General features: G+C 58.0%; 26 protein-coding genes. 1 reads left to right on the forward strand and 25 read right to left on the reverse strand.

Annotated features, from left to right (window positions below; all coding sequences use genetic code 11):
• Positions 1 to 3 precede the first annotated feature (3 nt).
• Positions 4 to 1,014, reverse strand: coding sequence for a DUF8094 domain-containing protein (locus H2O17_RS09415; RefSeq protein WP_182049435.1), 1,011 nt, complete (start codon positions 1,012 to 1,014; stop codon positions 4 to 6).
• Positions 1,007 to 2,158, reverse strand: a complete 1,152-nt coding sequence (locus H2O17_RS09420; protein WP_182049436.1) for a hypothetical protein — start codon at positions 2,156 to 2,158, stop codon at positions 1,007 to 1,009. The genes H2O17_RS09415 and H2O17_RS09420 overlap by 8 nt, the downstream gene beginning before the upstream one ends.
• A 250-nt stretch (positions 2,159 to 2,408) precedes the next feature.
• Between H2O17_RS09420 and H2O17_RS09425 the strand changes: the two genes are divergently transcribed.
• On the forward strand, positions 2,409 to 3,707 hold the full coding sequence (locus tag H2O17_RS09425) for a cell division protein DivIVA (RefSeq protein WP_182049437.1): 1,299 nt from the start codon (positions 2,409 to 2,411) through the stop codon (positions 3,705 to 3,707).
• A gap of 115 nt (positions 3,708 to 3,822) precedes the next feature.
• On the opposite strand, the gene H2O17_RS09430 is transcribed toward H2O17_RS09425, so the two are convergent.
• The 23 genes from H2O17_RS09430 to H2O17_RS09540 form a co-directional block, all read right to left on the reverse strand.
• Entirely contained in the window at positions 3,823 to 4,620 is a 798-nt protein-coding gene (locus H2O17_RS09430; RefSeq protein ID WP_182049438.1) for an alpha/beta fold hydrolase, read from the reverse strand.
• A gap of 30 nt (positions 4,621 to 4,650) precedes the next feature.
• Positions 4,651 to 4,935: an ATP/GTP-binding protein gene (locus tag H2O17_RS09435; protein WP_182049439.1), complete on the reverse strand. Its 285-nt coding sequence runs from the start codon at positions 4,933 to 4,935 to the stop codon at positions 4,651 to 4,653.
• Between the two features lie 27 nt (positions 4,936 to 4,962).
• Positions 4,963 to 6,135, reverse strand: a complete 1,173-nt coding sequence (locus H2O17_RS09440; RefSeq protein ID WP_182049440.1) for an N-acetylglucosamine-6-phosphate deacetylase — start codon at positions 6,133 to 6,135, stop codon at positions 4,963 to 4,965.
• Positions 6,136 to 6,168: 33 nt separating this feature from the next.
• The gene (gene nucS, locus H2O17_RS09445; RefSeq protein WP_182049441.1) at positions 6,169 to 6,864 is read right to left on the reverse strand and encodes an endonuclease NucS; all 696 of its coding nucleotides are present in this window, start codon (positions 6,862 to 6,864) and stop codon (positions 6,169 to 6,171) included.
• A 105-nt stretch (positions 6,865 to 6,969) separates the two neighbouring features.
• The gene (locus H2O17_RS09450) at positions 6,970 to 7,389 is read right to left on the reverse strand and encodes a DUF2550 family protein (RefSeq protein WP_182049442.1); all 420 of its coding nucleotides are present in this window, start codon (positions 7,387 to 7,389) and stop codon (positions 6,970 to 6,972) included.
• Between the two features lie 21 nt (positions 7,390 to 7,410).
• Positions 7,411 to 7,668: an ATP synthase F1 subunit epsilon gene (gene atpC, locus H2O17_RS09455; RefSeq protein ID WP_182049443.1), complete on the reverse strand. Its 258-nt coding sequence runs from the start codon at positions 7,666 to 7,668 to the stop codon at positions 7,411 to 7,413.
• Positions 7,668 to 9,131, reverse strand: coding sequence for a F0F1 ATP synthase subunit beta (gene atpD / locus H2O17_RS09460; RefSeq protein ID WP_182049444.1), 1,464 nt, complete (start codon positions 9,129 to 9,131; stop codon positions 7,668 to 7,670). Before atpD ends, atpC begins: the two co-directional genes overlap by 1 nt.
• A 27-nt stretch (positions 9,132 to 9,158) precedes the next feature.
• Positions 9,159 to 10,094, reverse strand: a complete 936-nt coding sequence (locus H2O17_RS09465; protein ID WP_182049445.1) for a F0F1 ATP synthase subunit gamma — start codon at positions 10,092 to 10,094, stop codon at positions 9,159 to 9,161.
• A gap of 2 nt (positions 10,095 to 10,096) precedes the next feature.
• On the reverse strand, positions 10,097 to 11,722 hold the full coding sequence (gene atpA / locus H2O17_RS09470) for a F0F1 ATP synthase subunit alpha (RefSeq protein WP_182049446.1): 1,626 nt from the start codon (positions 11,720 to 11,722) through the stop codon (positions 10,097 to 10,099).
• A 62-nt stretch (positions 11,723 to 11,784) separates the two neighbouring features.
• Positions 11,785 to 12,597, reverse strand: a complete 813-nt coding sequence (locus tag H2O17_RS09475) for a F0F1 ATP synthase subunit delta (RefSeq protein WP_182049447.1) — start codon at positions 12,595 to 12,597, stop codon at positions 11,785 to 11,787.
• Entirely contained in the window at positions 12,597 to 13,139 is a 543-nt protein-coding gene (gene atpF, locus H2O17_RS09480; RefSeq protein ID WP_182049448.1) for a F0F1 ATP synthase subunit B, read from the reverse strand. Before atpF ends, H2O17_RS09475 begins: the two co-directional genes overlap by 1 nt.
• A 2-nt stretch (positions 13,140 to 13,141) precedes the next feature.
• Positions 13,142 to 13,351, reverse strand: a complete 210-nt coding sequence (gene atpE, locus H2O17_RS09485; RefSeq protein WP_182049449.1) for an ATP synthase F0 subunit C — start codon at positions 13,349 to 13,351, stop codon at positions 13,142 to 13,144.
• A 30-nt stretch (positions 13,352 to 13,381) separates the two neighbouring features.
• Positions 13,382 to 14,197: a F0F1 ATP synthase subunit A gene (atpB, locus tag H2O17_RS09490; RefSeq protein ID WP_182051026.1), complete on the reverse strand. Its 816-nt coding sequence runs from the start codon at positions 14,195 to 14,197 to the stop codon at positions 13,382 to 13,384.
• A gap of 244 nt (positions 14,198 to 14,441) precedes the next feature.
• Positions 14,442 to 14,852: a hypothetical protein gene (locus H2O17_RS09495; protein ID WP_182049450.1), complete on the reverse strand. Its 411-nt coding sequence runs from the start codon at positions 14,850 to 14,852 to the stop codon at positions 14,442 to 14,444.
• Positions 14,853 to 14,987: 135 nt separating this feature from the next.
• Positions 14,988 to 16,205 carry an MraY family glycosyltransferase gene (locus H2O17_RS09500; RefSeq protein WP_182049451.1) on the reverse strand — a complete coding sequence of 406 codons (1,218 nt, stop codon included), beginning with the start codon at positions 16,203 to 16,205 and terminating at the stop codon, positions 14,988 to 14,990.
• Between the two features lie 4 nt (positions 16,206 to 16,209).
• Positions 16,210 to 16,836, reverse strand: coding sequence for an L-threonylcarbamoyladenylate synthase (locus tag H2O17_RS09505; protein ID WP_182049452.1), 627 nt, complete (start codon positions 16,834 to 16,836; stop codon positions 16,210 to 16,212).
• A 12-nt stretch (positions 16,837 to 16,848) separates the two neighbouring features.
• Positions 16,849 to 17,691, reverse strand: a complete 843-nt coding sequence (gene prmC / locus H2O17_RS09510; RefSeq protein ID WP_182049453.1) for a peptide chain release factor N(5)-glutamine methyltransferase — start codon at positions 17,689 to 17,691, stop codon at positions 16,849 to 16,851.
• Positions 17,688 to 18,788, reverse strand: coding sequence for a peptide chain release factor 1 (gene prfA / locus H2O17_RS09515; protein ID WP_394367341.1), 1,101 nt, complete (start codon positions 18,786 to 18,788; stop codon positions 17,688 to 17,690). The genes prmC and prfA overlap by 4 nt, the downstream gene beginning before the upstream one ends.
• A 116-nt stretch (positions 18,789 to 18,904) precedes the next feature.
• Positions 18,905 to 19,117: a 50S ribosomal protein L31 gene (rpmE, locus tag H2O17_RS09520; RefSeq protein ID WP_182049454.1), complete on the reverse strand. Its 213-nt coding sequence runs from the start codon at positions 19,115 to 19,117 to the stop codon at positions 18,905 to 18,907.
• 275 nt (positions 19,118 to 19,392) lie between these two features.
• Entirely contained in the window at positions 19,393 to 21,384 is a 1,992-nt protein-coding gene (gene rho / locus H2O17_RS09525) for a transcription termination factor Rho (protein WP_425486303.1), read from the reverse strand.
• Positions 21,385 to 21,634: 250 nt separating this feature from the next.
• Positions 21,635 to 22,528 carry a homoserine kinase gene (gene thrB, locus H2O17_RS09530; RefSeq protein ID WP_182049456.1) on the reverse strand — a complete coding sequence of 298 codons (894 nt, stop codon included), beginning with the start codon at positions 22,526 to 22,528 and terminating at the stop codon, positions 21,635 to 21,637.
• Positions 22,528 to 23,628, reverse strand: a complete 1,101-nt coding sequence (gene thrC / locus H2O17_RS09535) for a threonine synthase (protein ID WP_182049457.1) — start codon at positions 23,626 to 23,628, stop codon at positions 22,528 to 22,530. The genes thrB and thrC overlap by 1 nt, the downstream gene beginning before the upstream one ends.
• Entirely contained in the window at positions 23,628 to 24,917 is a 1,290-nt protein-coding gene (locus tag H2O17_RS09540) for a homoserine dehydrogenase (RefSeq protein ID WP_246311221.1), read from the reverse strand. Before H2O17_RS09540 ends, thrC begins: the two co-directional genes overlap by 1 nt.
• Positions 24,918 to 24,958 lie beyond the last annotated feature (41 nt).

The raw sequence follows: 24,958 nt of genomic DNA on the forward strand, positions 1-24,958 counted from the left end.
CTGCTATCCGTTCTTCACACTGAGGAGCACCGGATCGCTGGCACCGACAACTGAAATTGTTGAGTCATCGGCGTCTGCGGCCGGAACGTGGAATGCCACCAAAACAGTGTAGGACGCCGTCATTGTGCCGGACACTTCGATTTCGCCATCAGCTTTCCCTGTACCCAAGGCGCCGATCGTGGATTGAAGTTTCACAGTGGCACCGTCTTCGGTGACCTTGATGGTGGTTACGAAGTTCATCTGCGCCATAACAAGCGCGCCACCGTCTTCAGTTACCACTGAGAGCGGGCCATCGCTGCCAGCGGCAAACTGCATGGTGACATCTGCAGCACCTTCTACAGCCTTGGCATTGGCATCCTGACCATCTGCAAGAGTCTGGCGCAGCGAATCGTCCGCAAATGTCAGTCCCTTCGAATCGGAACGCGTCTGGTTGAGCGCTACGTAGGCAGCCAAGACATCTCCTGGGCTCGCAACAAGCGAATCGCTATCATCGGCTGCAACTGTTGCTGCACCTGCATTACCCACCGCAAGTCCCGGGACTGTGGCCCCAGGCAGAATGCTCATGACGCCCCACAGCCCCCAGTTATTACGGGCAGTACTCTGCGCAAACACGTCGATTGTTTGGAGGTTCGAGCCTTGCGGCGCGTCCATGATGCTCACGGCAATACGCGGGAAGACCGACGACGTCGAGATCGCGGTTTGCGAAGCGGAAGTGGACAGGTTGTCCATCCCGTAGCTATCTGCCAATATGCTCTTCAGCTTGTATTCGGCAGTGCGCTGCTTGAGGAATGGTCCCATTGCCCGTTTGCTCAGTGCGTCCTTATCCAGCTCTGAATCAGCCGAACTGACGGACTCAAAGATCTCAGACTGAAGGTCACTGAATCGTTCGGTCGAAAGCGCCGGACGCGCGGTCTCAGTAGCCGCAGAGGGCGCGGGCACAGCCTCTTCGCCACTGCATGCGGAGAGTGCCAATGTGGCAGCCAGCGCGGCTATTACAACGCCAAACTTACGCATTCTCGTTCCCCTCGTCGGAATTGTCTTGGTCCTTGTTACCCTTCTGCGTGGGTTGCGATCCACCGAGTCCCCACCTGTGCCGCCAGTCCGTTGCGGGAGCTACTTGAGGTTGCTCGCCGGTTTCGGTGTGGTTGAGTGTTTGCTCAACTTCTCCGCTCGGCGCACTTGCCCCATCCGCGGAGTATGGCGAAATAACATCTTGAGGCAGACCGTTACCTAGCAGACCGGTCTTTTCCGGATCTTCACTGGGCTTGACGGGAACACCGTCATCAGACGATTCGCTCAGATCGGGTTCTGCAGGTTCTTCCGGTTGGGTAATGATGAGCCGGGCTTCTTCTGGAAGTTCACGCGTCCGCAGCTCCGCCGTGCGCGGGCTCGCTCCGAGGATTCCTGCACCGAAGGCGTGGCCTGTTGCAGCAGTCTGCACTTCACGGGAACTCGTCGAGATGTCACCTTCGAAACGAGCGATGACGGCAGTTTCCGCGGCTGCCCGCGAAGCCCTTCGAGCCGCGGAGTGCACGCGCGCTTGGTGCCGTTGCTCTTCGCGCTTCTGATCTAGGTGACTTACGGCCAGCAGCAAGCAGCCGATGGCCGTCACCAGAATGCCGATGACTATGAGAGGAAGTACAGCGGAGTTGGCCTGATGACGTTCCCATGTGAGAGTCACAGTGGGAGTGGAACCATCCGATGTGCTGACGATTGCAGAGATCTGACCTGGGTCAGTCACCGTGTAGGCCAGCGATGTTGAGCCCGCGGCAGTTGCGGTATCTAGCCAGTTGTCTGAGCTTGCAAGCGAGGGCTGATCGTCAACCTCGGCCGCAACATCCGTGACAGCCAAGGTCTCCCAATCGGACAACCCCGTCACCTGACCCGCGGAAAGACCTGAGGCCCACGCTTCGACGTCGTCAGAATAACCAATAGCGATGGTGACGTCCGCTTCAGGATCAGCAGCCTTCGCGGATACCGTCACCTTTGTGTTCACCAAGTCGAGGACGCCTGGATCAGTCCACAGGAATGCAGCATCAGAGGACTCTGTGGAAGCTGTAACCGTAGGATCCGGGCTCCAAATGGTGGCGGAGCCGACCCCGATAGCGGCGATCACGAGGCCCATGACGGCCAGCACAATCCCTGCAAGCTTTCGCATTATTTCCTCTCATTGACCATTTGGCCGTAGCGTCTTGAGTACGCCACCTGCACAACGGGCACAACCCCAGCGTCAAAATAACGTTTTTATAACAATAGCGTGTGCGTTAGCCTTTTGACGGTTAGCTCAGTCACGCTCGAACACAGACCGATAATCCCAACTCTATCTTCCAACTATTATCCTGAAGAAAGATGTGAACAGCCATCACCAGATGGAACTGAGCAGCACTCTTGATACTGAAAGGTCATCCATGGTTGACGATAGTCCCCTTTTTCCGGTGGTCCGGCGCGGATACGACCGCGCGCAAGTGGACGAACGGATCCATGGACTTGAACAGTCTCTATCCGAAACACGTTCACAGGCTGCGGGCTTAGATGCTCGTATCCTCCGACTCTCCGGCGAACTGGCCAAAGCGCAAAAGCAAGTCCGTGAAAATGATCGCCCCACTTACTCCGGGCTCGGATCGCGAGTGGAGCGCCTTCTGCGCGCCACTGAACAACAGGCGCTTGACGTCATGACCCGTGCAAACGCCGACGCACAAAGCATCGTCAGCCGCGCGCAGCGCAAAGCTGACCACCTCACAGCTGCAGCGGAAGCTGAAGCCCAAGATGTGGTGACCCATGCTCAGACGAAGGCCGACCAGCTCCGTATCACCTCACGTTCCGAAGCAGAGACGCTGACAACAAACGCACACCGCACTGCCGAGGAACTCGTATCCTCCGCAGAACGGGAAGCAGATCGCGTCCGTTCCCAGGCCAAAACCGAAGCATCCGCACAGTTGTCCCAAGCAACTCACGAAGCAGAGGAGCTACGCATGAAGACTATTGCCGAAGTAGCCGCTTTACGTGCTGAAGCTGAGCAGGAAGTTGCCTCCCTGCGCGCGGAGACTGAGCGCGAAGTGAACCGCATCCGCACCGAAGCAAACGAAGAAGCTGCCGCTCTACGCGCCAGCGTCAACCGCGAAGTCACCGCTCTGCGCAGCCAAGAAGCTTCAGAACGCGCAGCAGTAGAAGCGGACGCACGCGAGAAGTCCACTTCGATGGTTAAGGACGCCGAAGCTCAAGCAGAGCACGCTGAGCGCCGCCTTGCAGAGGCCACAACCCACGCCAACCAGCTCACGGAGCAGAGCACGGCAGAGGCAGCCGCGCGCCTTTCCAACGCGAACGAGCAAGCGGACAAGATTCTTCAGGAAGCGCGCGAGGAGGCACGGCTAGTTCGAGAAGAAGCTATCGCTGACGCCAGCGATCGCCAGCGCGCCGCCGATGAGCACGTTGCCGCTCTTGAGGCTCAGCGCAAGAACCTTTCCTCATACATTGAGGACATGCGCTCGGCCCTTGCCACCGCCGATTCTGGGCTCACCCTGAGCTCTATCGTTGAAGCCGCCGCACCAGAACCCCCCGCAGCTGCGGCAGAAGGCGAATCGGTTCGTGGCGAAAGCACTGGCGAGCCTTCCGATGCCACCTCAAGCGAGGAATTCGTAGAGGAGACCAGCGCACAGGCCGAGGAGTCAACAGCATCCGATACAGACGATTCCGATCAAGCCGAGTAGATCCGTGCACTGCGCAACTTCGCTGGGCACACAGCCTGTTGGCTGGGCACACAGCCTGTTGGCGGGGCACGCAGCCCTGTTCACGGCGGATAGATGACTAAGTAAGGCAGACCTCTTAGGCGCTTTCTACCTGAGCATAGAAATCGCCTAGTAGCGCCGCCAGTTCGCGGGGGCGCTCATTGGCAACAAAGTGGCCCGCAGCCGGGATCTCTACGATTCTGGCGGTGGGCCGCTTTTCTTGTAGAGCAGAAAGAGTTTGCGGCTTGCACGTGGGATCGTCACTTCCACGCACAAGAAGCACCGGACCTTCCACAGCAGACACTGCCCCGGTGGCGTCCTCTCGATCACGCATGGCCCTCTGAATCCATCCGAGCGCCACAGAGTCCACACGTGAGAGTTGAGCGGCCAACGCATCTCTCACTCCCTGTGAAGCAAGCGGAGAAACCATGGTTGTTGACCATGCAGCCACCGCCTCGTTGCCTCGTCCTTCATCACAGAGCGCAATTGCTCTGTTGCGTGGATTATCTTCGCCTTGTGGATCAGCGGCGATATTCGTGTCCATAAGAACGAGTCCAGCCACCATATCCGGATGGCGCAACGTGAACGCAGCTGCAACGGCTCCGCCCATCGAAAGCCCACCTAGGACTACCCTGTCTACACCTCGAGCCCGTAGGCAGGAACGCAACGCATCCACATACACGCTGAGTGAAGGTTCCGGATACTCATAGTCCCGCTGCAGATCGCTACCACTAGGCGAACCTCCAAACCCGGGTGCATCTACCGTAAGCACGTCTACATCGGAGAGTTCGCCGCGCACTTCATCCCACATCGAGCTATCGAGTGGAAGCGCGTGAAGCAATACAAGGGGAAGATCTGATGTTGGGCCAGTACGACGCCAATGAAGTGCCATCATGCCCTCAGAATACCGCGCGGGCCAGCTGATTCACTGCCTTCCGCGGTGCACCCAACACGAGGTGTGCCAATGGCGCCGCGCATCCTGACCAAACTGGGATCCAAGGATGGACTCCTCGGTCCACACGACTTCATGGGGCTCGCCCACCACAATCACGCCTCCACAGCCTGGACACACATACTGTTTGGAACCCTTGGCAATGTGGTGGACCTTGTACGTGTAGCCGTCGCGCCCCTGTTCAGTGTGCACACCACCCATAGCGGCCTCAGTGTTGAGAGGGCGAACTGGACGGGAGTACTTCTTGGAACGGCGCACACCAGTATTCTAGCGACCCGCCTATCCTCAATCCGTGGTGAGCTGCACGGGCTCTCCAGCTCGGATCACCTCGCGCACATTCAGATCTTCATCCACCCAAACAAGATCTGCTCGGCAACCCACCTCAATGCGTCCCAGATCTGTGCGACCTATGACGTTCGCCGGAGTCATGCTTGCCATCCTGACGGCCTCGTGAAGGGGAACTCCTGCGCGCACCGTGGTGCGAACCACGTCGATCAAGTGCGACGTCCCGCCAGCTAGATTCCCTCCTCGCAGTCGCGCTACACCATTTGTGACATGCACAAGAAGTCCGCTGAGTTCATACGTGCCATCTGGCATCCCTGCCGCGGCCATCGAGTCGGTCACCAATACCATCGCGTCTGGCCCGATGAGCTCGGCTGTAGTCCGAACCAGGTTGATCGCAACGTGGATTCCGTCGCCAATAAGCTCCACGATGGCGTCGCCCCGATGCGCCGCTGCCAAGTACTCCGCAGCGGGCCCAGGTGCGCGATGTGCCAGCTCTCTCATAGCGTTGAACAGGTGGTTCGCAACCGGACGGTACGAGGTGGGGCTTGCGCCCGACGCTCGCAGCGCCTCCACCGCAACTTCGTTTAGTCTGCGCGCTGTTTCATCGTCTGAGTTGGTGTGACCCCATGTGGGTACCACACCGCGGGCAGCTAGGTGACGGACCAACTCCTCCGCACCCTCGAGTTCCGGAGCGATGGTCATCCCCCACGCATGTCCGCCAGCCGCCTCGATGAGTCGATCGGCCACCTCCACATCGGGCGCCAAAAGGTACAGGGGATTCTGCGAGCCGCAGCGTTCGCGGGAGAGGAACGGACCCTCTATTTCTATTGCTTCCACGAGGTCGTCGTCGCATGCGAGAGAAAGAAGCTCTAGTACGAACTCCATTCGTTCCAAATCCATTGTCGACGACGCCGCGCCAAGTCCAGTGGTGCCCGCCCTCCGGTGTTCCATGACTGCGGTGCGAACTTCATCTTCACGTGTTGCATCAGGGAAGGATACTCCACCGCCGCCATGGCAATGGATATCCACCAGACCCGGAAGGATGTAACCTTCCAACCGTTCCCCAGGGCCCGAACTGCGCGCCACGCGCGTGAAGCGATTGCCTTCCCACTCCACCGTGCCGTCCTGAAGAATGCCGTCGGGTAACACGATCGATCCACGGATAGCTCCCATGACTCCCCCTTGAGTGCATTGGCAGCCTGGACGTCAGAACAAGCGATCCTCCGGGTGATCCAGGCCACGCATTTCGTCATAGTCGAGAATAACGCACTCAATGCCTCGATCCTCAGCAAGCGTGCGAGCTTGTGGCTTGATTTCTTGCGCTGCGAAGACACCTCTCAATGGCGTAAGGAGGGGGTCGCGGCCCAGAAGGTCAAGATATCGAGTCAACTGTTCGACGCCATCGATATCGCCTCGGCGTTTAATCTCCACCGCAATGTGACCGCCTTCGCCGTCACGAACCATCAAATCAACGGGACCAATTGGCGTGGGAAACTCGCGGCGCACAAGGGAAACACCCTCCCCTAGGCGATCCACTTGCTCGGCCAAGAGTTTCTGAAGATGCGCTTCTACACCATCTTTGACCAAGCCCGGTTCCATGCCCAACTGGTGTGTGTAATCACCGATGATCTCAAAAATCCGAATCACGAGTTCGTCGTCGGTCTTCTTCTGCGAGACCTCCCACACCTCTTGCGCGCCAATCGCTAACTCATCCTCGTTCGGTTCGCGTACACGCAGAGTGCAGGGCGGAATCATCCAATTGAGTGGTTTGTAGGATCCTCCATCTGAATGCACAAGAACGGATCCATCAGCTTTCACCATGAGCAGCCGGGCACCTCGATCTAGGTGTGCGTCAAGGCGCCCAGAGTATTCAACTGAACAATTTGCGAACACAACTCGCATCAAGAATGTCCTTTCGCAAAGTGAGGCTGCAGAACCGCACCACGGGCTGAGCGCGCAGGCGCTCGAAAGACTACCGGAACGGGCAGTGAGAATCCCGCAGGAGATCTAAATGTACGTCGGTTCCTCAGCCGGTGGAGCGGAGTCAATCCAGGAGACCAAGCCAGCAAAGGACTGTGGACTCATAGCGATGTCTAGTGCCTCGCCGAGATACTCAACATGCGCAACCGTGAGGTCGTTGCGGGCTAGCTTATGGCCGACTATATGAAAACCAGCGCGTTGGAAGACGCGCTGGGGAACGGGAAGAAATGAACGAGTGCTGAACCACTCGAGCGCACGGGGGCCAAGAATGAGCACTCCTGTGCGCCATCCACGAGCATTCTTGGCGCGCACAGAACACTGTAAGGAACCTGGACGGCGCAACAGAATGGTTAAGCGCAGTGCACACCAGCCCACAGCGCACAGAGCGAGGAGCAGCACGAGCAACAGCACCAAGATGATTCGCGTATCAACATCTTGTGAGCTCAAGCTTGCTCCTCGCCTTCAGTTCTAAAGATCTGCAACCTGGCCCGAATCAACCAAGATGTAGACCCGGTCCGCATCTACAGTTACAAAGCCGCCGACCACATCAATTGCAGTATCAGGAATACCTTCGCCCGAGACGTGTACCTGACCTGTGGACAATAATGCCATGACAGGGGTGTGTCCAGCCAAAATGCCCAGTTCGCCATCGCTGGCGGGAACCCGCACTTGACCGGCTTCACCCTGCCAGATCGGGCCCGCCGGAGCTACCACTTCGACATGCATTAGCGGCCTTCCGATTGAATCCTTGCCCAAGCCTTCTCAATATCGTCGATTCCGCCGATGTTGAAGAACGCCTGTTCCGGAATGTGGTCGTATTCGCCATCACAGAGCCTGCGGAATGCTTCCACTGTTTCATCAACCGGGACAGTGGAACCTTCCACACCCGTGAACTTGACGGCTGTGTAGGTGTTCTGTGAAAGGTACTGCTGGATACGGCGTGCGCGAGCTACCGTGACCTTATCCTCCTCAGAAAGCTCGTCCACGCCCAGGATCGAAATGATGTCCTGAAGCTCCTTGTTCTTCTGAAGAATGGCCTTCACGCGAGTGGCAACTTCATAGTGCTGCTTGCCCACAATCTGTGGGTCTAGGATGCGCGAGGTTGAGCTGAGTGGATCCACTGCTGGGTAGATGCCACGCGAAGCGATCTCACGGGAAAGCTCCGTGGTGGCATCCAAGTGAGCGAATGTGGTGGCAGGCGCCGGATCGGTGTAATCGTCGGCGGGCACGTAGATGGCCTGCAGCGAGGTAATCGAATGGCCACGAGTTGAGGTAATGCGCTCCTGAAGAGCACCCATCTCATCTGCCAGCGTCGGCTGGTAGCCCACAGCAGATGGCATACGGCCTAGCAGAGTTGAAACCTCGGATCCGGCCTGCGTGAACCGGAAAATGTTGTCGATGAACAACAGCACATCCTGATTCTCAACATCCCTGAAGTACTCCGCCATGGTCAGCCCGGATAGGGCGATACGTAGGCGGACCCCCGGCGGCTCGTCCATCTGGCCGAAGACAAGTGCGGTCTTGTCCAGAACGCCGGCCTCGCCCATCTCGCGGATGAGGTCGTTGCCCTCGCGGGTGCGCTCGCCCACTCCGGCGAACACAGAGACGCCGTCATGGTCCTGCGCAACACGCTGAATCATTTCCTGAATCAGAACGGTCTTTCCCACACCTGCGCCGCCGAAGAGGCCGATCTTGCCGCCCTGAACATAAGGGGTGAGAAGGTCAATGACCTTGATACCTGTCTGGAACATGCGGGTTTCGGGCTCAAGCTCATCAAAGGCCGGTGGCTTGCGGTGGATCGGCCAGCGCTCCGTAACCTCGAGGTGCTCACCTTCGGCTAGGTTCAGGCACTCGCCGAGCACGTTAAACACGTGGCCTTTGGTGACCTCACCCACTGGAACGGTGATGGCACTTCCAGAGTCGCGAACCACCGCGCCACGGACAAGACCATCCGTGGGCTTCATTGCGATGCATCGAACGATGTTGTCACCCAAGTGCTGGGCAACTTCCAACGTCATGTCGAATGCACCTTCGCCCTCACCCTGAGTGGACAGATCCACGCGGGTGACCAGCGCATTGTTGATCTCAGGTAATGCGTCGGAGGGAAACTCGACGTCGACGATGGCGCCGATGACCTGAACAACGCGACCTTGGTTGGTAGCAACTGTCGTGTCAACTGAGGCAGTCATGTTTTTCTCTTCCTTGGAATTCGGGGCTTAGGCTTCTTGCTTGAGCGCGTCAGCACCCGAGACGATCTCGGTGATCTCAGTGGTGATCTCCGCTTGGCGAGCATTGTTCGCCTTACGGGTGTACTCCTGGATGAGCTGGCCGGCGTTCTCCGTGGCCGAATGCATAGCCTGCTGGCGCGAAGCCAACTCAGAGGCGGCAGCGGTCAACAGCACAGACTTGATTCGTTGACGCACATACATGGGCAGCAACGAATCAAACACCTCCTGCGCTGATGGTTCGAACTCGTACAGCGGAGCAGCTCCGGGTTGATAGTCGCCCAACTCGTCGCGTTCAGCATCGGCCAACACGTCGTCGTCGGTATCCGCGATCTCCATCGGAAGCATGTGACGCTTCTGGACCACTTGCCGAACCATCGACTCAAAACGAGTGAAAACCACGTGGACTTCAGCTATGCCACCTTCTTCTACCGGAGCCAAATAGGCGTTGAGAAGAGTGGTGGCGATGTCGTCAGTGGTTGCGTCATTGGGGCGATCGGAATCTCCGCTCCACACCTTCTCCACATCGACGTTGCGGAAGTGATAGTAGCTCTCCCCACGGCGGCCAGAAATGTAGAGAACCGGTTCCATTCCCTGCTCGCGCAGTTCGTCCATGAATCGGTCCGCTTCGCGTAGCACCGACGCCGAATAGGCGCCCGCCATACCACGATCGGACGTCACCACAAGAACGGCGACCCTGTTCGTATCTGTGCGGCGAACGAGGAACGGATGCTTGTGGTTGAAGTCGTGCGCCGCCACGGCCGCGATGGACCGAGTCAGAACCTGAGCGTAGGGATCGAGCCCCATGGCCGCTTCGCGCGCCTTGGAGATGCGTGACGCGGCGATGAGCTCCATCGCCCGAAACACCTTCTCCAAGGTACTCGTTGCCCGGATCTTCTCCTTGAAGACCCTCTGTGCACCAGCCACTGTTAGCTCCGCTTCGCCCGGACGAGCGTCTCCCGAACGACTTCGGTCTCAGACTCACCGGCACCGTCAGTGATGATGCCTTCGGAAACCAGGAAGCCGTGCTGGAACTCATCCACAGCGCTGCGCAGTGCCGATTCGGTGTCAGAATCGAGCACTCCCGTGCTAGCAAGAGTCTCCAGAACCGGCGAGTTGTGCCGCACGAAATCAAGCATGCCCGATTCAAAAGCATGCACCTTATTGACCGGAACATCGTCGAGATAGCCAGAGGTACCCGCCCACATCGAGACGATCTGATCCTCCACCTTGAATGGCGTGTACTGCGGCTGCTTGAGAAGCTCCATCAGGCGCTCGCCTCTAGTCAGCTGCTGACGCGTGGTGGCATCCAAATCAGATGCGAACATCGCGAATGCCGCCTGCGCCCGATACTGCGCCAGCGTGATCTTCAGTGTGCCAGCCACCTTCTTCATCGCCTTAACCTGAGCGTCACCGCCCACGCGGGAAACGGAGATACCCACGTCCACAGCTGGACGCTGATTCGCGTTGAAGAGATCTGACTGAAGGAAGATCTGGCCGTCAGTAATCGAAATGACGTTGGTAGGAATGTAGGCAGAAACGTCATTCGCCTTGGTCTCAATGAGCGGAAGGCCCGTCATCGAACCGCCGCCCAGCTCATCGGAGAGCTTCGCGCAGCGCTCAAGCAAGCGAGAGTGCAAGTAGAACACATCGCCTGGGTATGCTTCGCGCCCCGGTGGGCGGCGAAGCAACAGGGAAACTGCTCGGTAGGCTTCGGCTTGCTTTGACAGGTCATCAAAGACGATCAGAACGTGCTTGCCGGAGTACATCCAGTGCTGCCCGATGGCCGAGCCAGTGTAAGGAGCGAGGTACTTGAAGCCAGCCGGATCGGATGCAGGCGAGGCCACAATGGTGGTGTACTCCATGGCGCCGCCCTTTTGCAGGGTTGAACGCACCGAGGCGATTGTGGAGCCCTTTTGTCCGATGGCAACGTAGATGCAGCGCACCTGCTGTGCCGGGTCCCCAGACTCCCAGTTCGACTTCTGATTAAGAATGGTGTCAATTGCCAGAGCAGTCTTGCCCGTTTGACGATCACCAATGATGAGCTGACGCTGGCCGCGCCCAATCGGGATCATCGCGTCGATGGCCTTGATGCCAGTCTGCAGAGGTTCATTAACACTCTTACGCATCATGACGCCTGGAGCCTGCAGTTCCAGCGGCCTGCGGCCGTCGACGTCGGTAATGTCGCCCAGTCCGTCAATCGGGTTGCCCAAGGGATCCACCGTGCGGCCCAAGTAGCCATCACCAACAGGAACAGAGAGGACCTCACCAGTGCGGCGGACCTCTTGCCCTTCTTCAATTGCGGAGAAATCACCAAGAACGACGACGCCGATCTCGCGTTCCTCCAAGTTCATCGCGAGGCCAAGGGTCCCGTCTTCAAACTTCAGAAGCTCGTTCGCCATGGTCCCAGCAAGCCCTTCAACACGGGCGATTCCGTCCGCGGTCAAGGTGACGTGGCCGACTTCCTCGCTCACGGTCTTGGCAGGCTCATAGGAACTCACGAAGCTGTCGAGCGCAGCCCGGATCTCATCCGGCTGGATTGTCAGATCAGCCATTCCTCATTCCTTACGTTTTGACGGCCGAAAGCCGTTCTCGGTGCGGGCGTGCCCGCGTGGTCTTATCGAGTGATTGCGTCGCGGACGTTCGAAATCCGTGTTTCTAGCGTGCCGTCAATGACATCTTCACCAACATGAATCCTCATGCCGCCAACGACTCGTGGATTGACGGAAACGTGAACTACGACGTCTTCTCCATACCGGGAGGTGAGAATCCGGCTCAGCCGTTCCTTCTGCTCTGGAGAAAGTGGAGAAGCAACCGTCACAGAGGCAACCAGATGGTGACCGCGTTGTGCCGCTTCGGCGATGTAGTGATTGAGTGACTGGGCAATCGTAGGCTCCGGGGCACGATACACTGCGCGTGCCACGAGCTCCAGAGTCTCAGGGATGGTCTCGGAGAAAACCTCACGAGCCAGCTCCTCACGCTTGCCTCTTTGGTATCCCCTATCGCCAAGGACTACGCGCAAGCTGCGCTCTTCACCAAGGATGCGTAGGCAGCGATAGAGCTCCTCTTCAACGCCGCCTAGGCGATCAGCCTTTTCAGCATTTGCCAGAAGTGTTTGAACACCGAGTTCCTCAAGGGCCGTCATGAGATCGGAATCCTTGGACCAGCGTTCCCGCACCAGCTGCGACAGCAAGTACATGACGGGTTCAGAGACTCGAGTCGCAAACACATCACGAGCAAGCTTCTCCCGGTCGGCCTCGTTACGAGAGGAATCCGTGAGCCCGCGGCGGAATGCCACCAGCTCACCGATCGTGTCAGCGACAGAGAAGATCTCACGGCCAAAGAGCACGAGTGAACCTTGTTGCAGAGAAAGCACCCTTTCCCAGTCCGTACGTGCCGCTTCAAGAGCCGCTTCACTGCTGGAACGCATCAGCCCTCCTTCGAGCCTTTGCCAGATTCGGAATCGACCGTCTCAAGCTCATCGAGAAAACGATCAATGACGCCTTGAGAAATCGTGGGATCGAGTGCCTGGCCGCCGACGATCTTGGCTGCCAAATCTGAGGCCAATGAACCCACGTCCGAGCGCAGCACTTGCTGGGCGGATTGTGCATCGGCCTGAATCTGACGAGCTGAAGCCTCCGCTATGCGATGTGCTTCTAGGGTGGCCTGCTTCTGGGCAGCTGAGACAATGTCAGTTGCGTTCGCTTGAGCCTTCTCACGGATCTGTGCGGCTTCGCGACGGGCATCGTCTACTTCAGACGCGAGAGCCTCGCGTTCCTTGGCAACTTCTTCCTGTGCACGTGCCGCTGAGTTCAGGCCTTCATCAATCTTGGCCGTGCGTTCGTCCAACACTCGCATGAATGTGGGCCACGCCAGCTTGTACATCGCCACAGCGATGATGATGAACGAGACCGTTCCCCAGATGAGATCCGCTGGCGCTGGAATAATCAGCGAATCTGAAGCGAGAATCACTGTCAGGCTCCAAATACGAAGCCAGCAACGAAGCCAATCAGACCAAGGGCTTCGGTGAAGGCGATTGACAGGAACATGTTGACGCGCAGGAAGCCCTTGAGTTCAGGCTGGCGTGCCGTAGCTTCCTGGTTCTTTGCGCCAATGAGGCCGATGCCGATGCCCGGGCCGATGGCCGCAAGACCGTAGCCGATGGTTGCGATGTTACCGATCATGACTGTGTCCTTTTCAGTTTGGTTGCGGTGTCAGTGTTCTTCAATCGACAGCGAAATGTACGCGGCCGTCAGAAGAGCGAAGATATATGCCTGCAAGCAGGCAACGAACGCCTCGAATGCGGTGAACGCAATGCCACCTACGAGTGTGAGGGTGCCAAGGGCAAGCCCGCCCACGCCACCCATCGAAAGGTAGAGAGCATTGGTTCCCACAAAGCACAGTACGAGCAGCAAATGCCCTGAAACCATGTTGGCGAGAAGTCGGATAGTCAACGTCAGTGGACGAAGAACAAATGTTGAGAGGAGCTCAATTGGCGTCATCAAAATGTAGATGGGCTTGGGAACTCCCGGCGGGAACAGTTGAGACTTGAAGAAGTTGAACGTCCCGTGGCTCTTGATTCCTGCGTAGATGAACGCAACATAGGCCAACACAGCATAGATAATCGGCATGCCGATTATGGACGTGCTGGCAATCTGCAGCCCAGGAATGATGCCCGTGAGGTTCATGAACAGAATCCCCAAGAACATCGATGCAAGAAGCGGCTGATACGGGCCCGCATTCTTTCCAAGGAGCTCTTCACCAATCGATTTGCGCGAAAAGTCCAAGAGCATCTCAACGCTACCTTGGGCACGACCAGGTATTAGCTTCGCGCGCCGCGAATACAGAACCAAGATCGTGCACAGAACCGCAACCGAGATGAGCCGGACCATGATGACGCGATTAATCTCAAAGGGCGTGCCCCCAAAAAGAATCGGATCAGGGAAGAATTCCTCGATCGTGGGCGCATGGAACTCATTGTCACCCGAAGCCTGGAGCGACCCCGTGGCAATTGCAGCGAGAAGATTCACCGACAAGCCATGTCCTCCGAACGTGTTGACGCCATAAACCTCGCAGCATCCATCGCTGGCGAGGCACGAGTTAGATCATACAGAGAAAATGGGCAGGTTATGCAACGGCCCAAGTTCGTCTTTATGCCATCATGAGCCTAGGGCAAAAGTCCCGCCGCCGTAACAAAATTTTAGACTTTTCCTTATGGAAGTGGCCTATTGTGATCCGTATCATATCGCCCCTACCCGTCGAAACTGTCTGTTTCTAGACACACCGCGGAGGATCGTCCCTGCGCTCATCATCGTCTGGTGACCACGTACCAACATCCCATTCGTCTGGCTCTTGCGCCTTGATCGATTCGGCCCTCTCGAGTTCCTCGCGGGAGGGCACATCGAGGGAAGGCCCATCCGATCGGACCACCATCCACGATGCAGTGACGAGCGATCCCACCACAGCAGCCGCAGTTGAAACGAGTAGCGCGCGCAGATCAATGACCGTCCATTCGTGAAGCAATGACAAAACCACGATGATAAGCAGCATCTTGAATGCGTAGCCCCCACCAAAGAGGATGGCGCCCGCTCGGCTACCCATTGCGTGGGTGGCACCTGCCACCCAGGCTAGGGCGGCACTTGAGAACGCCACAATGAGGAACCCCACCAGAACCCCGCTGGCCATGTCGTTTCTGCCAGCGGCGGCGAAGGCTGCGGATACTGCGCACCCTAGACCGCCTAGGATCGCCAGATCCCAAGCCGCTATCCTTCGGAGCAGCTCACCTGCTGTAGGGACGTTAGATTCCAAGGGCATCGCGAGTTACGCCCCATTCGGGTGTGGCGCCGAAGCTTGAGCTTCGGCGGATGTGGCATCCGGCCTCGAGGATGTGGCATCCGGCCTCGAATCGTCAGCCACCACAGAGGCAACTGCGTTCTTCTGTGCGCGTGCCCGTGCTGGCGCACTCATTTCACGCCGTGTGATCACAACAGCACCAGCAATACTCACCACGGCGAGCGGCGTCACAGCCAAGGGAGGGAAGATTACAAGCGCCACGCATGAAAGTGAAGCAACGGCAGCCCACATATAGAGAATAAGTACGGCACCCGCGTGTGAATGCCCGCGGCGAAGCAATCGATGGTGCAGATGGCCTGCATCAGCATGGAACGGCGACTGCCCCTTGGCCATACGGCGTACAACAGCCCATACGAAGTCGATGAGCGGAAGCAGAATCACGGCAACGGGCACGAGGATCGGCATAGCAGCTGGCAGGGAGTACCCCACCGAGGTGTTGGCGGGGTCGATCTGCCCGGTGACCAGCACACCAGCCCCCGCGATGACTACGCCTATCATCAATGCTCCCGAGTCACCCATGAAGATTCTTGCGGGATGGAAGTTGTGCGGGAGGAAGCCCACGCAAATCCCCACGAGTCCAGCCACCACCGCGCACGCTACTGACGAGTAGTCGCCAGGAGAGGCATTGCGCGCCAAGTAGTAGGAATAGATGAAGAACGAAAAGGCTGCAATTGCAACGATTCCGGCGGCCAAGCCGTCAAGTCCGTCAACAAAGTTGACAGCGTTGGCCACCACTACCACCACGATGATGGTCACAAATAGCGTCAGCCGGCTTGATCCCACGGTCAATCCCATAACGGGAACGCTGACAACCTGCACGCCTTGCCATGCCATGATGCCCGCTGCGAGGATTTCCCCAGCCAGTTTGGCATACCAGTCCAGCTCCCAGATATCGTCAATGACTCCCACGAGGCACATGACGCCAGCGCCCATCACCACGCCCCAAGCACCCGAGCCCGGTGCAAATACGCGTGAGAGATAGGGAATCTGCGAAGCCACGATGAAGGAGACCACCAACCCGCAATACATGGCTAATCCACCAAGCCGCGGAATCGGCACAGTGTGGACGTCACGGGCACGTACCTGCGTAATTGCGCCTACGGCAATCGCAATTCTCAGAACCACAGGCACCAGAACATAGGTGACCACGGCCGCCAAGAGCATGATGAGAAGGTAGACGCGCACTCAGTCAGTCCTCCAGTTCACCGAATCGTGCAATCTCAGAATCGGGAATGGCGCCGTGCCGAACGATCTTCAATTTCTCCCCAACGATGACGATGGTCGAGGGTTCGCCTCCACCACATTGACCGCCATCCACGTAGAGAGCAACCTTTTCGCCCAATTGTTCCTTGGCTTGATCGACGTTCGCTGCGGGGTGCGCGGCCGTGAGATTAGCGCTCGAAACTGCCAACGGACCCGCGGAACCAAGTAATGACAGCGTGAATTCGTCGTCGGGCATACGAAGAGCAACTGTGCCGTTCGTTTCACCCAAGTCCCAACCGATGGTCGGCTTGGCGGGCAGGACGATTGTGAGGGCTCCTGGCCAGAACTCTTCCATGAGCGCCCGCGCGGCATCTGGGATAACTTCAGCAAGTTTGGCGGCATCCGCGACGCTCCCAACCAATACTGGAGACGGTTTGTCACGCCCGCGGCCCTTAGCAGTGAGAAGGCGATCAACGGCGCCCGGCGAAAACGGATCGGCGCCTAGACCGTACACAGTGTCAGTGGGCAAGACCACGAGGTCACCACGCGCAATTACCTCTTTAGCTTTCGCTATCGCGACTTCCCTGCCTACCCGGTAATCAATAACGTCCATCGTCCTTCTCCATCAGCCTTTCAGCTTCGCCCACAGCCACCGCGGCCGCCCAGTGTAATCATGGCCGGTCCGAGCTGTGGCAAACCCGGCATTCAGTGCTGCGTGGCACAACCGCTCGGCTTGCTCCTCCGCATGTTCCATGACGAGGATACCGCCCGCGGCTAGGAGTTCCGTGGATCTGAGAATGAGCGCCGAGGGAATCTCAAGGCCGTCTTCTCCCCCACCCCATAGGGCAAGATCGGGATCTTGCTGCACCTCCGGGCTGTGTACTACCCCGGCTGGAACGTAGGGAGGGTTGGAGACGACGACGTCCACCAAGCCACGCAACTCCTCACACGCGGTGAGTGCGTCACCTTGGACTACCTGGACAAGGTTGCCATGAGCGATGTTGTTCGCTCGGGCAAGATCGCATGCTTCAGGCGAAATCTCGACGGCATATACCTGCGCATCGGGGACCTCTGTTGCCACGGAAATCGCGATCGCGCCGCTCCCGGTACAGAGGTCGACGACGGTGGCGCGGCCGTCCTTCTCTATGCTGCGTTTGGCAGCGTCAATTGCCTCGCCAGCAACTAGCTCTGTCTCTGGCCTGACGATGAAGCACCCAGGGCGCGATTCAAGCGTGAGATAGCGGAAGTACATAACGCCAGTGATGTGCTGCAGGGGAATCCGCTTGGCGCGCTCGGCAACAGCTGCCTCGAAAGCCTGAATCTGGGCGTGGGATGGTGCTGGTGCTGCGGCGGGACGAGCTCCGCACGCGAACTCTGCGAGTTCGCGTGCGTCCACCTCAGGCGAAGGCACGCCCGCCTGCGCGAGCGTGCCTGAGGCTTGCGCAATGAGCGCGGCCCACGTGGTCACCGCTCTGCAGCCTCGAGCCGCTCAGCTTCATCCATCTGGCGCGCAGAGTCGATAAGCGGTTCTAGCGCACCTGCAAGCACCTGATCGAGGTTGTACGCCTTATAGCCGGTGCGGTGATCCGAGATTCGGTTCTCCGGGAAGTTGTATGTGCGGATTCGCTCCGAACGATCCACAGTGCGAACTTGCGAGCGACGCAATGCAGCGTTTTCCTCCGCCTGCTGATCCAGCTGCATTTGCCGCAACCGCGAACGCAGCACGCGCATTGCGGCTTCACGATTCTTGATCTGGGACTTCTCATCTTGGATTGATACAACCAGACCCGTGGGAAGATGTGTGATGCGCACGGCCGAATCCGTGGTGTTCACCGACTGGCCGCCGGGTCCCGATGATCGGTACACATCCACCCGGATGTCATTGTCATTGATCTCCACTTCGCCTGGGTCATCCACTTCGGCAAAGACCAGCACCCCCGCCGCAGATGTATGAATGCGCCCCTGTGATTCCGTGACAGGAACGCGCTGGACTCGGTGAACACCTGCTTCATACTTCAGGTGTGCCCAGACTCCCTCGGCGGGGTCTTCTGGCGTGCGCCGTGCTTTGATGGCCAATTGGACGTCCTTGAAGCCGCCAAGTTCAGTCTCAGTTGAGGTGAGCAGCTGGACCGACCATCCCTTGCTCTCCGCATAACGTTCGTACATCCGTTCCAGATCGGCAGCGAACAGAGCGGACTCTTCACCACCCTCTCCAGCCTTCACTTCAACGATGGCATCGCGGGCGTCGTCGGGATCCCGTGGAATCAGGACTTGCTTAAGCTCTTCAGAAACGGTGTCAAAGGCTTGCTGAAGTCCCGCAAGCTCTGGCTTGAACAGTTCGGCATCGTCGCCGCCTGCAGCCACGATTTCTTGCGCCTCGAGCAAATCTGCCTGCGCACCGATGTAGCTGCGGTAGACCCTCACCACTCTGGCTAGTTCTGCATATCTGCGACCAAGCGAGCGGAGCTTGTCCGGAGAAGCGAGCACCTCAGGGGATGCCATCTCCGCTTCGACTCGCTCATATTCCGCCAGCATCTGCGCTGCGACCTCAGCTTGGTTGCTCACGATATCCTCTCGATTCGATAGCGGCACATGCCGCACTCCCAAGTTCAACAATGGCACAAATCATGGAGAACGCCGACACAGACAAATCTGTGCCGGCGTCCTGAAGCTATATGAAATTACTTCTTGCGCTTGCCGTAGCGAGCCTCGAAGCGAGCGACACGGCCGCCGGTATCGAGGATCTTCTGCTTACCCGTGTAGAACGGATGGCACGCACTGCAAACATCAACGCGAAGCTCGTCACCCTGAATGGTGGAGCGGGTTTCGAACTCGTTGCCACAGGTGCAAGTGACCTTGATGGTGTGGTAATCCGGATGGATACCCTGCTTCATTTTTACTCCTAGGATCGTTTGTGCCCCGGGTCCAATTGGCGGGCCACCACGTATGGACGTGGCGCGCCTTGTCATGAAGACAACCAATCGGTGAACCGAAAGCCGACGAGACATTATTGCACGCGGTCGCCCACTTCCACCAGATCAGGACGCATCTCACACGTGGACCGGCATTGTAACCTATACCGTCGCCTCGCGTGACGGGTGGGTCTGAACGGCCGCCTTGTACCGCAAGAATTTCGGGAACATCCCCAAACTTCAGGGACTCTCCAGTTCTATTGGCCTGAAGACTGCATCGACCGCAGGATAGAGACGAGGAACTCGCCGTTCGATTCCGTCTTGCGCATACGCCCCAACAGGAAGTCCGACGCCTCGGACACATCCAGTGTGCCCAGCGCCCGCCTCAGCTGCCAAATAACCTTGAGTTCCTCTTGGCTGAAGAGGAGTTCCTCACGGCGGGTACCCGACGCGTTGACGTCGATTGCCGGGAAGATTCGGCGATCGGCGAGCTGACGCGAGAGGCGCAGCTCCATGTTTCCGGTTCCCTTGAACTCTTCGAAGATAACCTCGTCCATCTTGGATCCGGTCTCAACCAAGGCCGACGCAATGATAGTCAGTGAGCCACCATCTTCGATGTTACGGGCAGCTCCAAAGAACTTCTTGGGCGGGTACAGGGCCGCTGCGTCGACTCCTCCGGAGAGGATTCGGCCGGATGCCGGCGCGGCGAGGTTGTATGCACGGGACAAACGCGTGAGCGAGTCGAGCAGCACAACCACGTCTTGGCCAAGTTCCACCAAGCGCTTTGCGCGTTCGATAGCCAGTTCAGCCACGATGGTGTGATCTGAAGCCGGGCGGTCGAAGGTAGAGGCAATGACCTCGCCCTTGACTAGCCGCTTCATGTCAGTGACTTCTTCTGGGCGTTCATCTACCAGAACTACCATGAGGTGCACGGCCGGATAGTTCTGCGCAATTGCCATGGCAATCTGCTGCATCACCATCGTCTTGCCAGCCTTTGGCGGCGATACGATCAAGCCACGCTGGCCCTTGCCGATAGGTGCCACCAAGTCGATTGCCCGAGGTGTCAGCGCCTTTGCGGTGGTCTCCAGACGGAGCGTCTCCTGCGGGTAGAGCGGAGTTAGCTTGCCAAACTCTGGGCGTTCCAACGAACGCTCCGGAGTGAGCGAGTTGATTGAATCCACCTGAACGAGCGGATTGAGCTTCTGGTGGTTGAACTTGCGGTGCTGGTTGCGTCCGCGGTTGTTCTGATTGCTGCGATTATCCGATTCGCCGCGCTCCCGCACGGCACCCACCACGGCATCGCCGCGGCGCAGACCGTACTGTTTGACGATCTGAGGTGAGACAGCAGCATCGTTTGATCCCGGCAGGTAACCGCCGGTGCGCAGGTAAGCCTGGTTTCCTTCGACATCCAAGATGCCTGCCACCGGAATGAGGACTTCCTCGTCCACCTGCGCCGGCTCATCTACCTGACGGTTGTCGCGGGTGTCCCGGTTGTCGCGGTTGTCGCGGTTCCGGTTACGGTCACGGCGATTGCGGCGGTTGCGGCGGTTGGAGGACTCATCGTCCTCATTAACTCGCTGTTCGGCGGCATCACCAATCGCTTCAAGCGCAGCCCGCTTATCCTCTGAAATCTGGGGTTCCCTGCGGTCGCCGCGATCACGACGGCGGCGTTCGCCATAGTTTTCCTCGCGCCCGTCCGAGTTCTGGCCATCGCGGCTGCGGCGGCCTTCCTGGTCGCGGTCCGTGCGTGAGTTCTGATCACGATCTGTGCGTGAATTCTGGTCGCGGTCCGTGCGTGAATTCTGGTCGCGGTCCGTGCGTGAGCTCTGATCACGATCTGGCCGGGAATCATTTGTGCGCGTAGGTCGTGATTCGTTGCGATTGCGCCGACGACGGCCGTCAGTTGCCGGTTCTTCTTCGCCACGGGCAGGCAACACGATCTCATCTGTGGTGCGCGGAATGCGGCTGGTTCGGGCTGACCGCGCCTGTGGTTGTTCTGGTTCCTCCGCCTGTGCTGGCGCGGCGGCCTTCGGCTCAGGTGAGCTCGCGGGGTGCTCAACTACAGCGGGAGATTCTTGATCTTTAGGACGGCGTCCACGCGACGACGGTCCTTGTACGGAGCGGATGGCAGAAACAAGATCTGCCTTGCGAGCCTTCGAATCGACCTCAATGCCCAAGGTCTGCGCCAGCGCCTTGAGTTCAGGTAGACGCATCGTTGAGATTGCACCTGTCGATCGGGATTCACTCACGAGGTTCCTTCCTCGGAAAGTCAGGGAGCTGACTTTGCCATTTGCCAGATTCATTTTCTGGCACGTCATTCAGTGGTCACACTGTTTCAATGGGGATCACCATTCCACGACGTATGGATTGCATTGACGTCTGGACCACTGACTTCGCGTCAGTTCAGGTGGTGGGCCGGGTGCGGAATGCCGCAGTATCGCCGGTCGGGACCACTGTACCAGTATCGGAGCGACTCTGCACCGATACTGGTACGCGGCTTCACTCAGGGATGATCTGGGCGCCCGGCGCGCGCGGGCCAATGATTGACCGGAAACCACGTTCGGCCAGCAGACCAGCCGTTACGTGATCCAGTGCATCAAGGACCAGAATCGAAGGACCAGCGCCTGAGACCACTGCAGGCCATCCGGCGTCACGCAGTGCCCGGATTGCTTGTGCTGTGGCCTGCATGGCATCGGCCCGGTAATCTTGATGGAGCCTGTCTTGTGTAGCGGACATGAGCAAATCGGGGCGTTTGCTCAGTGCAAGCACCAACAGAGCCGCACGTGACGCATTGAATGCCGCATCCTTGTGCGGAACTGTCTGCGGCAAAACGGAACGAGCCGTCTCCGTGAGCAGTTCCGATTCGGGGATCAACAGTGTGGTGTGCAGATCAGGCGAGAGGTCTAGTGAGGCAGCGTGTGGTTTCTCCCCTTCCATCCACGCCACAACAGCACCACCCAAGATGGCGGGCGCTGCGTTGTCAGGGTGACCTTCAAACTCAGTAGCGATCTCCAACAACACATTGTCATTGAGCTCGTCAGGTGAATCAGTAAGCGCCCGAACTAACATAAGACCTGCAACTACAGCGGCAGCTGAAGAACCTAGCCCGCGGCCCTGTGGAATCCGGTTATGACACTTCAATTCGATGCCCGACTGCGGCAAACCAGCAATCTCAAGCGTGCGGCGAATGACCTTCACAATGAGATGTGAATCATTCGTTGGGAGGTAATCTGCCCCCTCCCCTTCCACAAAGACGCGAGTCTCACCTGTGGTCAGACGTACAGAGACGTCATCCCATAGATCGTGCGCCATACCCATGCAATCAAATCCCGGACCTAGGTTTCCTGAGGTGGCGGGAACGCGCACATGCGCGTTTGACCGAACTATCCGCATCAGAGTGCCAACGCCTCAACAGTTGCTTGAAGGGTGGGCTCGATCGGATTGATCTCAAGGTTCCGCCCTGCCAACGCAGTAGCGGTGTCCTTGAGTCCGTTTCCTGTGACTGTGCACACAATCTTGGCGCCGGCAGGAACCTTGCCTTCCTCGGCAGCTTTGATGAGCCCAGCGATTGATGCTGCGGATCCGGGTTCGATGAAGACTCCCACTTCGGCCGCGAGAATCGCCTGGGCTTCAAGAATCTGTTCATCGGTTACTCGGTCAATCCAACCATGGGACTGGTCACGAGCATCTTCCGCATACTTCCAAGAGGCAGGATTACCGATGCGAATCGCGGTTGCGACTGTCTCTGGCTTCTCCACAGGATGACCAAGCACCAGCGGAGCTGCTCCCCACGCCTGCACACCCCACATCTGAGGGACCTTGGTGGCTACGGGTTCGATATGAAGCGCTGAATCGTCGACCGACGCGAGCGTGGTATGCCCTGCGTATTCGCTGTATCCCATCCAGTAGGCGGAGATATTTCCCGCATTGCCAACGGGAAGCACGTGAATATCGGGAGCATCTCCCAACGCATCAACTACTTCGAAAGCAGCGGTCTTCTGACCTTGAAGGCGGTAAGGATTCACAGAATTGACCAGAGCCACCGGGAACCGCTCAGTCAGTTCACGAACAATTCGCAAGCAATCGTCAAAGTTGCCATCTACAGCCACAAGATTTGCACCATGCACAATGGCCTGCGCTAGCTTTCCAGCAGCAATCTTGCCTGCCGGGAGAATCACGGCACATTTCAGCCCTGCAGCAACAGCGTATGCGGCCGCGCTGGCGGATGTGTTTCCAGTTGATGCACAAGCCACAATCTTGGCATCCGAACGCAGAACATGTGAGATCGCTGTAGTCATGCCGCGGTCCTTGAACGAACCTGTTGGGTTCATTCCTTCGACCTTGACGTAGACTTCGCCGCCCGTTCTCGCGTCGAGCGCTGTGGCATGGACCAGAGGCGTACCACCCTCACCCAAGGTAACGATCGGATCAGATTCTGCAAACGGAAGGCGATCGATGTATTCACGAATGACGCCTTGCCACTGATGGGCCATCAGGACTCCTCAACTCGAATGACGTGGTTTACTCCGGCGACAAACGTGGAATCGTTGAGTTCCTCAATTGTCGCTTCGAGGTCTTCTTGACTGGCTGCATGTGTAGTGACAGTCAGGCGGCAGACTGGGCGGTCTGCCGAATGGGTGTGCCCGGTATCTTGGAACACCGAGCTGATCGAAACATCGTGACGCGCAAAGACTCCGGTCACCTTAGTTAACACTCCCACTTGATCATCAACTTCCACTTCAACTTGGAAGCGAGAAATAGCTTGTGACGGGCTCAAAACGGGGAGATCTGCGTAGATGAGCTCGCGAGGTGCATGCCCTCCGCCAACGATGTGTGATGCTGCAGCAACGACATCCGAAAGAACGGCTGAGGCAGTGGGAGCGCCGCCAGCACCGCGCCCATAGAACATGAGACGATCGGCCGACTCAGCTTCAATGACTACTGCGTTGAATGGACCATGCACGCTTGCCAGTGGATGCGAAAGTGGCACAAGTGTTGGACCCACGTGAACTTCGATGCCCTGCGGACGCCGGCGCGCGGTGGCGATCAGCTTGACCACATAGCCAGACCGGGTGGCCGCCGCAATATCATCAGCCGTCACGTCCCGAATGCCATGAACATGAACATCTTCTGCCGAAACACGCGAATGGAACGCAAGGGATGCCAGAATCGCGCATTTTGCTGCGGCGTCATGGCCGTTGACGTCGGCAGTCGGGTCCGCTTCTGCGTAGCCCAACCTCTGAGCTTCGGCTAGGACATCCTCAAACTCGAGGCCCTTAGTTGTCATCTCATCCAAGATGTAATTGGTAGTTCCGTTGACGATTCCTAGAACAGCCGTAATGCGATCGCCAGCTAATGATTCGCGTAATCCATAGACCACCGGAACAGCTCCCGCAACCGCGGCTTCATAGTACAAATCGACGTCGGCACCTGCTGCTGCATCATAGAGTTCAGGACCGTGTGCCGCCAAGAGAGCCTTATTGCCAGTGACCACAGAAACACCATGAGCAAACGCGCTGAGGATATAGGTGCGGGCCGGTTCGATCCCACCAATAAGCTCAATGACGATATCTGCTTGCGCGATGATCGCCTCTGCATCGTCGGTCAACAGTGACCTGTCAATCGAAGGATCACGAGGTGCTGCCACGTCGCGTACAGCTATTCCGATGATCTTCAGGGTGGCGCCAGCACGTGCGGTGAGATCTTCAGCTTGCTCATCAATGAGCCGTGCCACCTGCGTACCAACAGTTCCGCAACCCAACAGGGCTATCTTTACTTCCAACGCTTGGATCCCCTCCCCGACAACAAACTGGCACAAGACTA

This window comes from Changpingibacter yushuensis (assembly GCF_014041995.1).
GTDB lineage: Bacteria > Actinomycetota > Actinomycetes > Actinomycetales > Actinomycetaceae > Changpingibacter > Changpingibacter yushuensis.

Bases quoted from the DNA above. Each gene is read 5' to 3' on its own strand.
- rpmE (WP_182049454.1), bottom strand. From the start codon at position 19,117: ATGAAGCAGGGTATCCATCCGGATTACCACACCATCAAGGTCACTTGC.
- H2O17_RS09425 (WP_182049437.1), top strand. From the start codon at position 2,409: ATGGTTGACGATAGTCCCCTTTTTCCGGTGGTCCGGCGCGGATACGAC.
- H2O17_RS09505 (WP_182049452.1), bottom strand. From the start codon at position 16,836: ATGGACGTTATTGATTACCGGGTAGGCAGGGAAGTCGCGATAGCGAAA.
- H2O17_RS09415 (WP_182049435.1), bottom strand. From the start codon at position 1,014: ATGCGTAAGTTTGGCGTTGTAATAGCCGCGCTGGCTGCCACATTGGCA.
- H2O17_RS09475 (WP_182049447.1), bottom strand. From the start codon at position 12,597: ATGCGTTCCAGCAGTGAAGCGGCTCTTGAAGCGGCACGTACGGACTGG.
- atpD (WP_182049444.1), bottom strand. From the start codon at position 9,131: ATGACTGCCTCAGTTGACACGACAGTTGCTACCAACCAAGGTCGCGTT.
- H2O17_RS09430 (WP_182049438.1), bottom strand. From the start codon at position 4,620: ATGATGGCACTTCATTGGCGTCGTACTGGCCCAACATCAGATCTTCCC.
- atpE (WP_182049449.1), bottom strand. From the start codon at position 13,351: ATGATCGGTAACATCGCAACCATCGGCTACGGTCTTGCGGCCATCGGC.
- nucS (WP_182049441.1), bottom strand. From the start codon at position 6,864: ATGCGAGTTGTGTTCGCAAATTGTTCAGTTGAATACTCTGGGCGCCTT.
- H2O17_RS09495 (WP_182049450.1), bottom strand. From the start codon at position 14,852: ATGGCCAGCGGGGTTCTGGTGGGGTTCCTCATTGTGGCGTTCTCAAGT.
- H2O17_RS09420 (WP_182049436.1), bottom strand. From the start codon at position 2,158: ATGCGAAAGCTTGCAGGGATTGTGCTGGCCGTCATGGGCCTCGTGATC.
- atpA (WP_182049446.1), bottom strand. From the start codon at position 11,722: ATGGCTGATCTGACAATCCAGCCGGATGAGATCCGGGCTGCGCTCGAC.
- thrB (WP_182049456.1), bottom strand. From the start codon at position 22,528: ATGCGGATAGTTCGGTCAAACGCGCATGTGCGCGTTCCCGCCACCTCA.
- atpC (WP_182049443.1), bottom strand. From the start codon at position 7,668: ATGCATGTCGAAGTGGTAGCTCCGGCGGGCCCGATCTGGCAGGGTGAA.
- H2O17_RS09440 (WP_182049440.1), bottom strand. From the start codon at position 6,135: ATGGGAGCTATCCGTGGATCGATCGTGTTACCCGACGGCATTCTTCAG.
- thrC (WP_182049457.1), bottom strand. From the start codon at position 23,628: ATGGCCCATCAGTGGCAAGGCGTCATTCGTGAATACATCGATCGCCTT.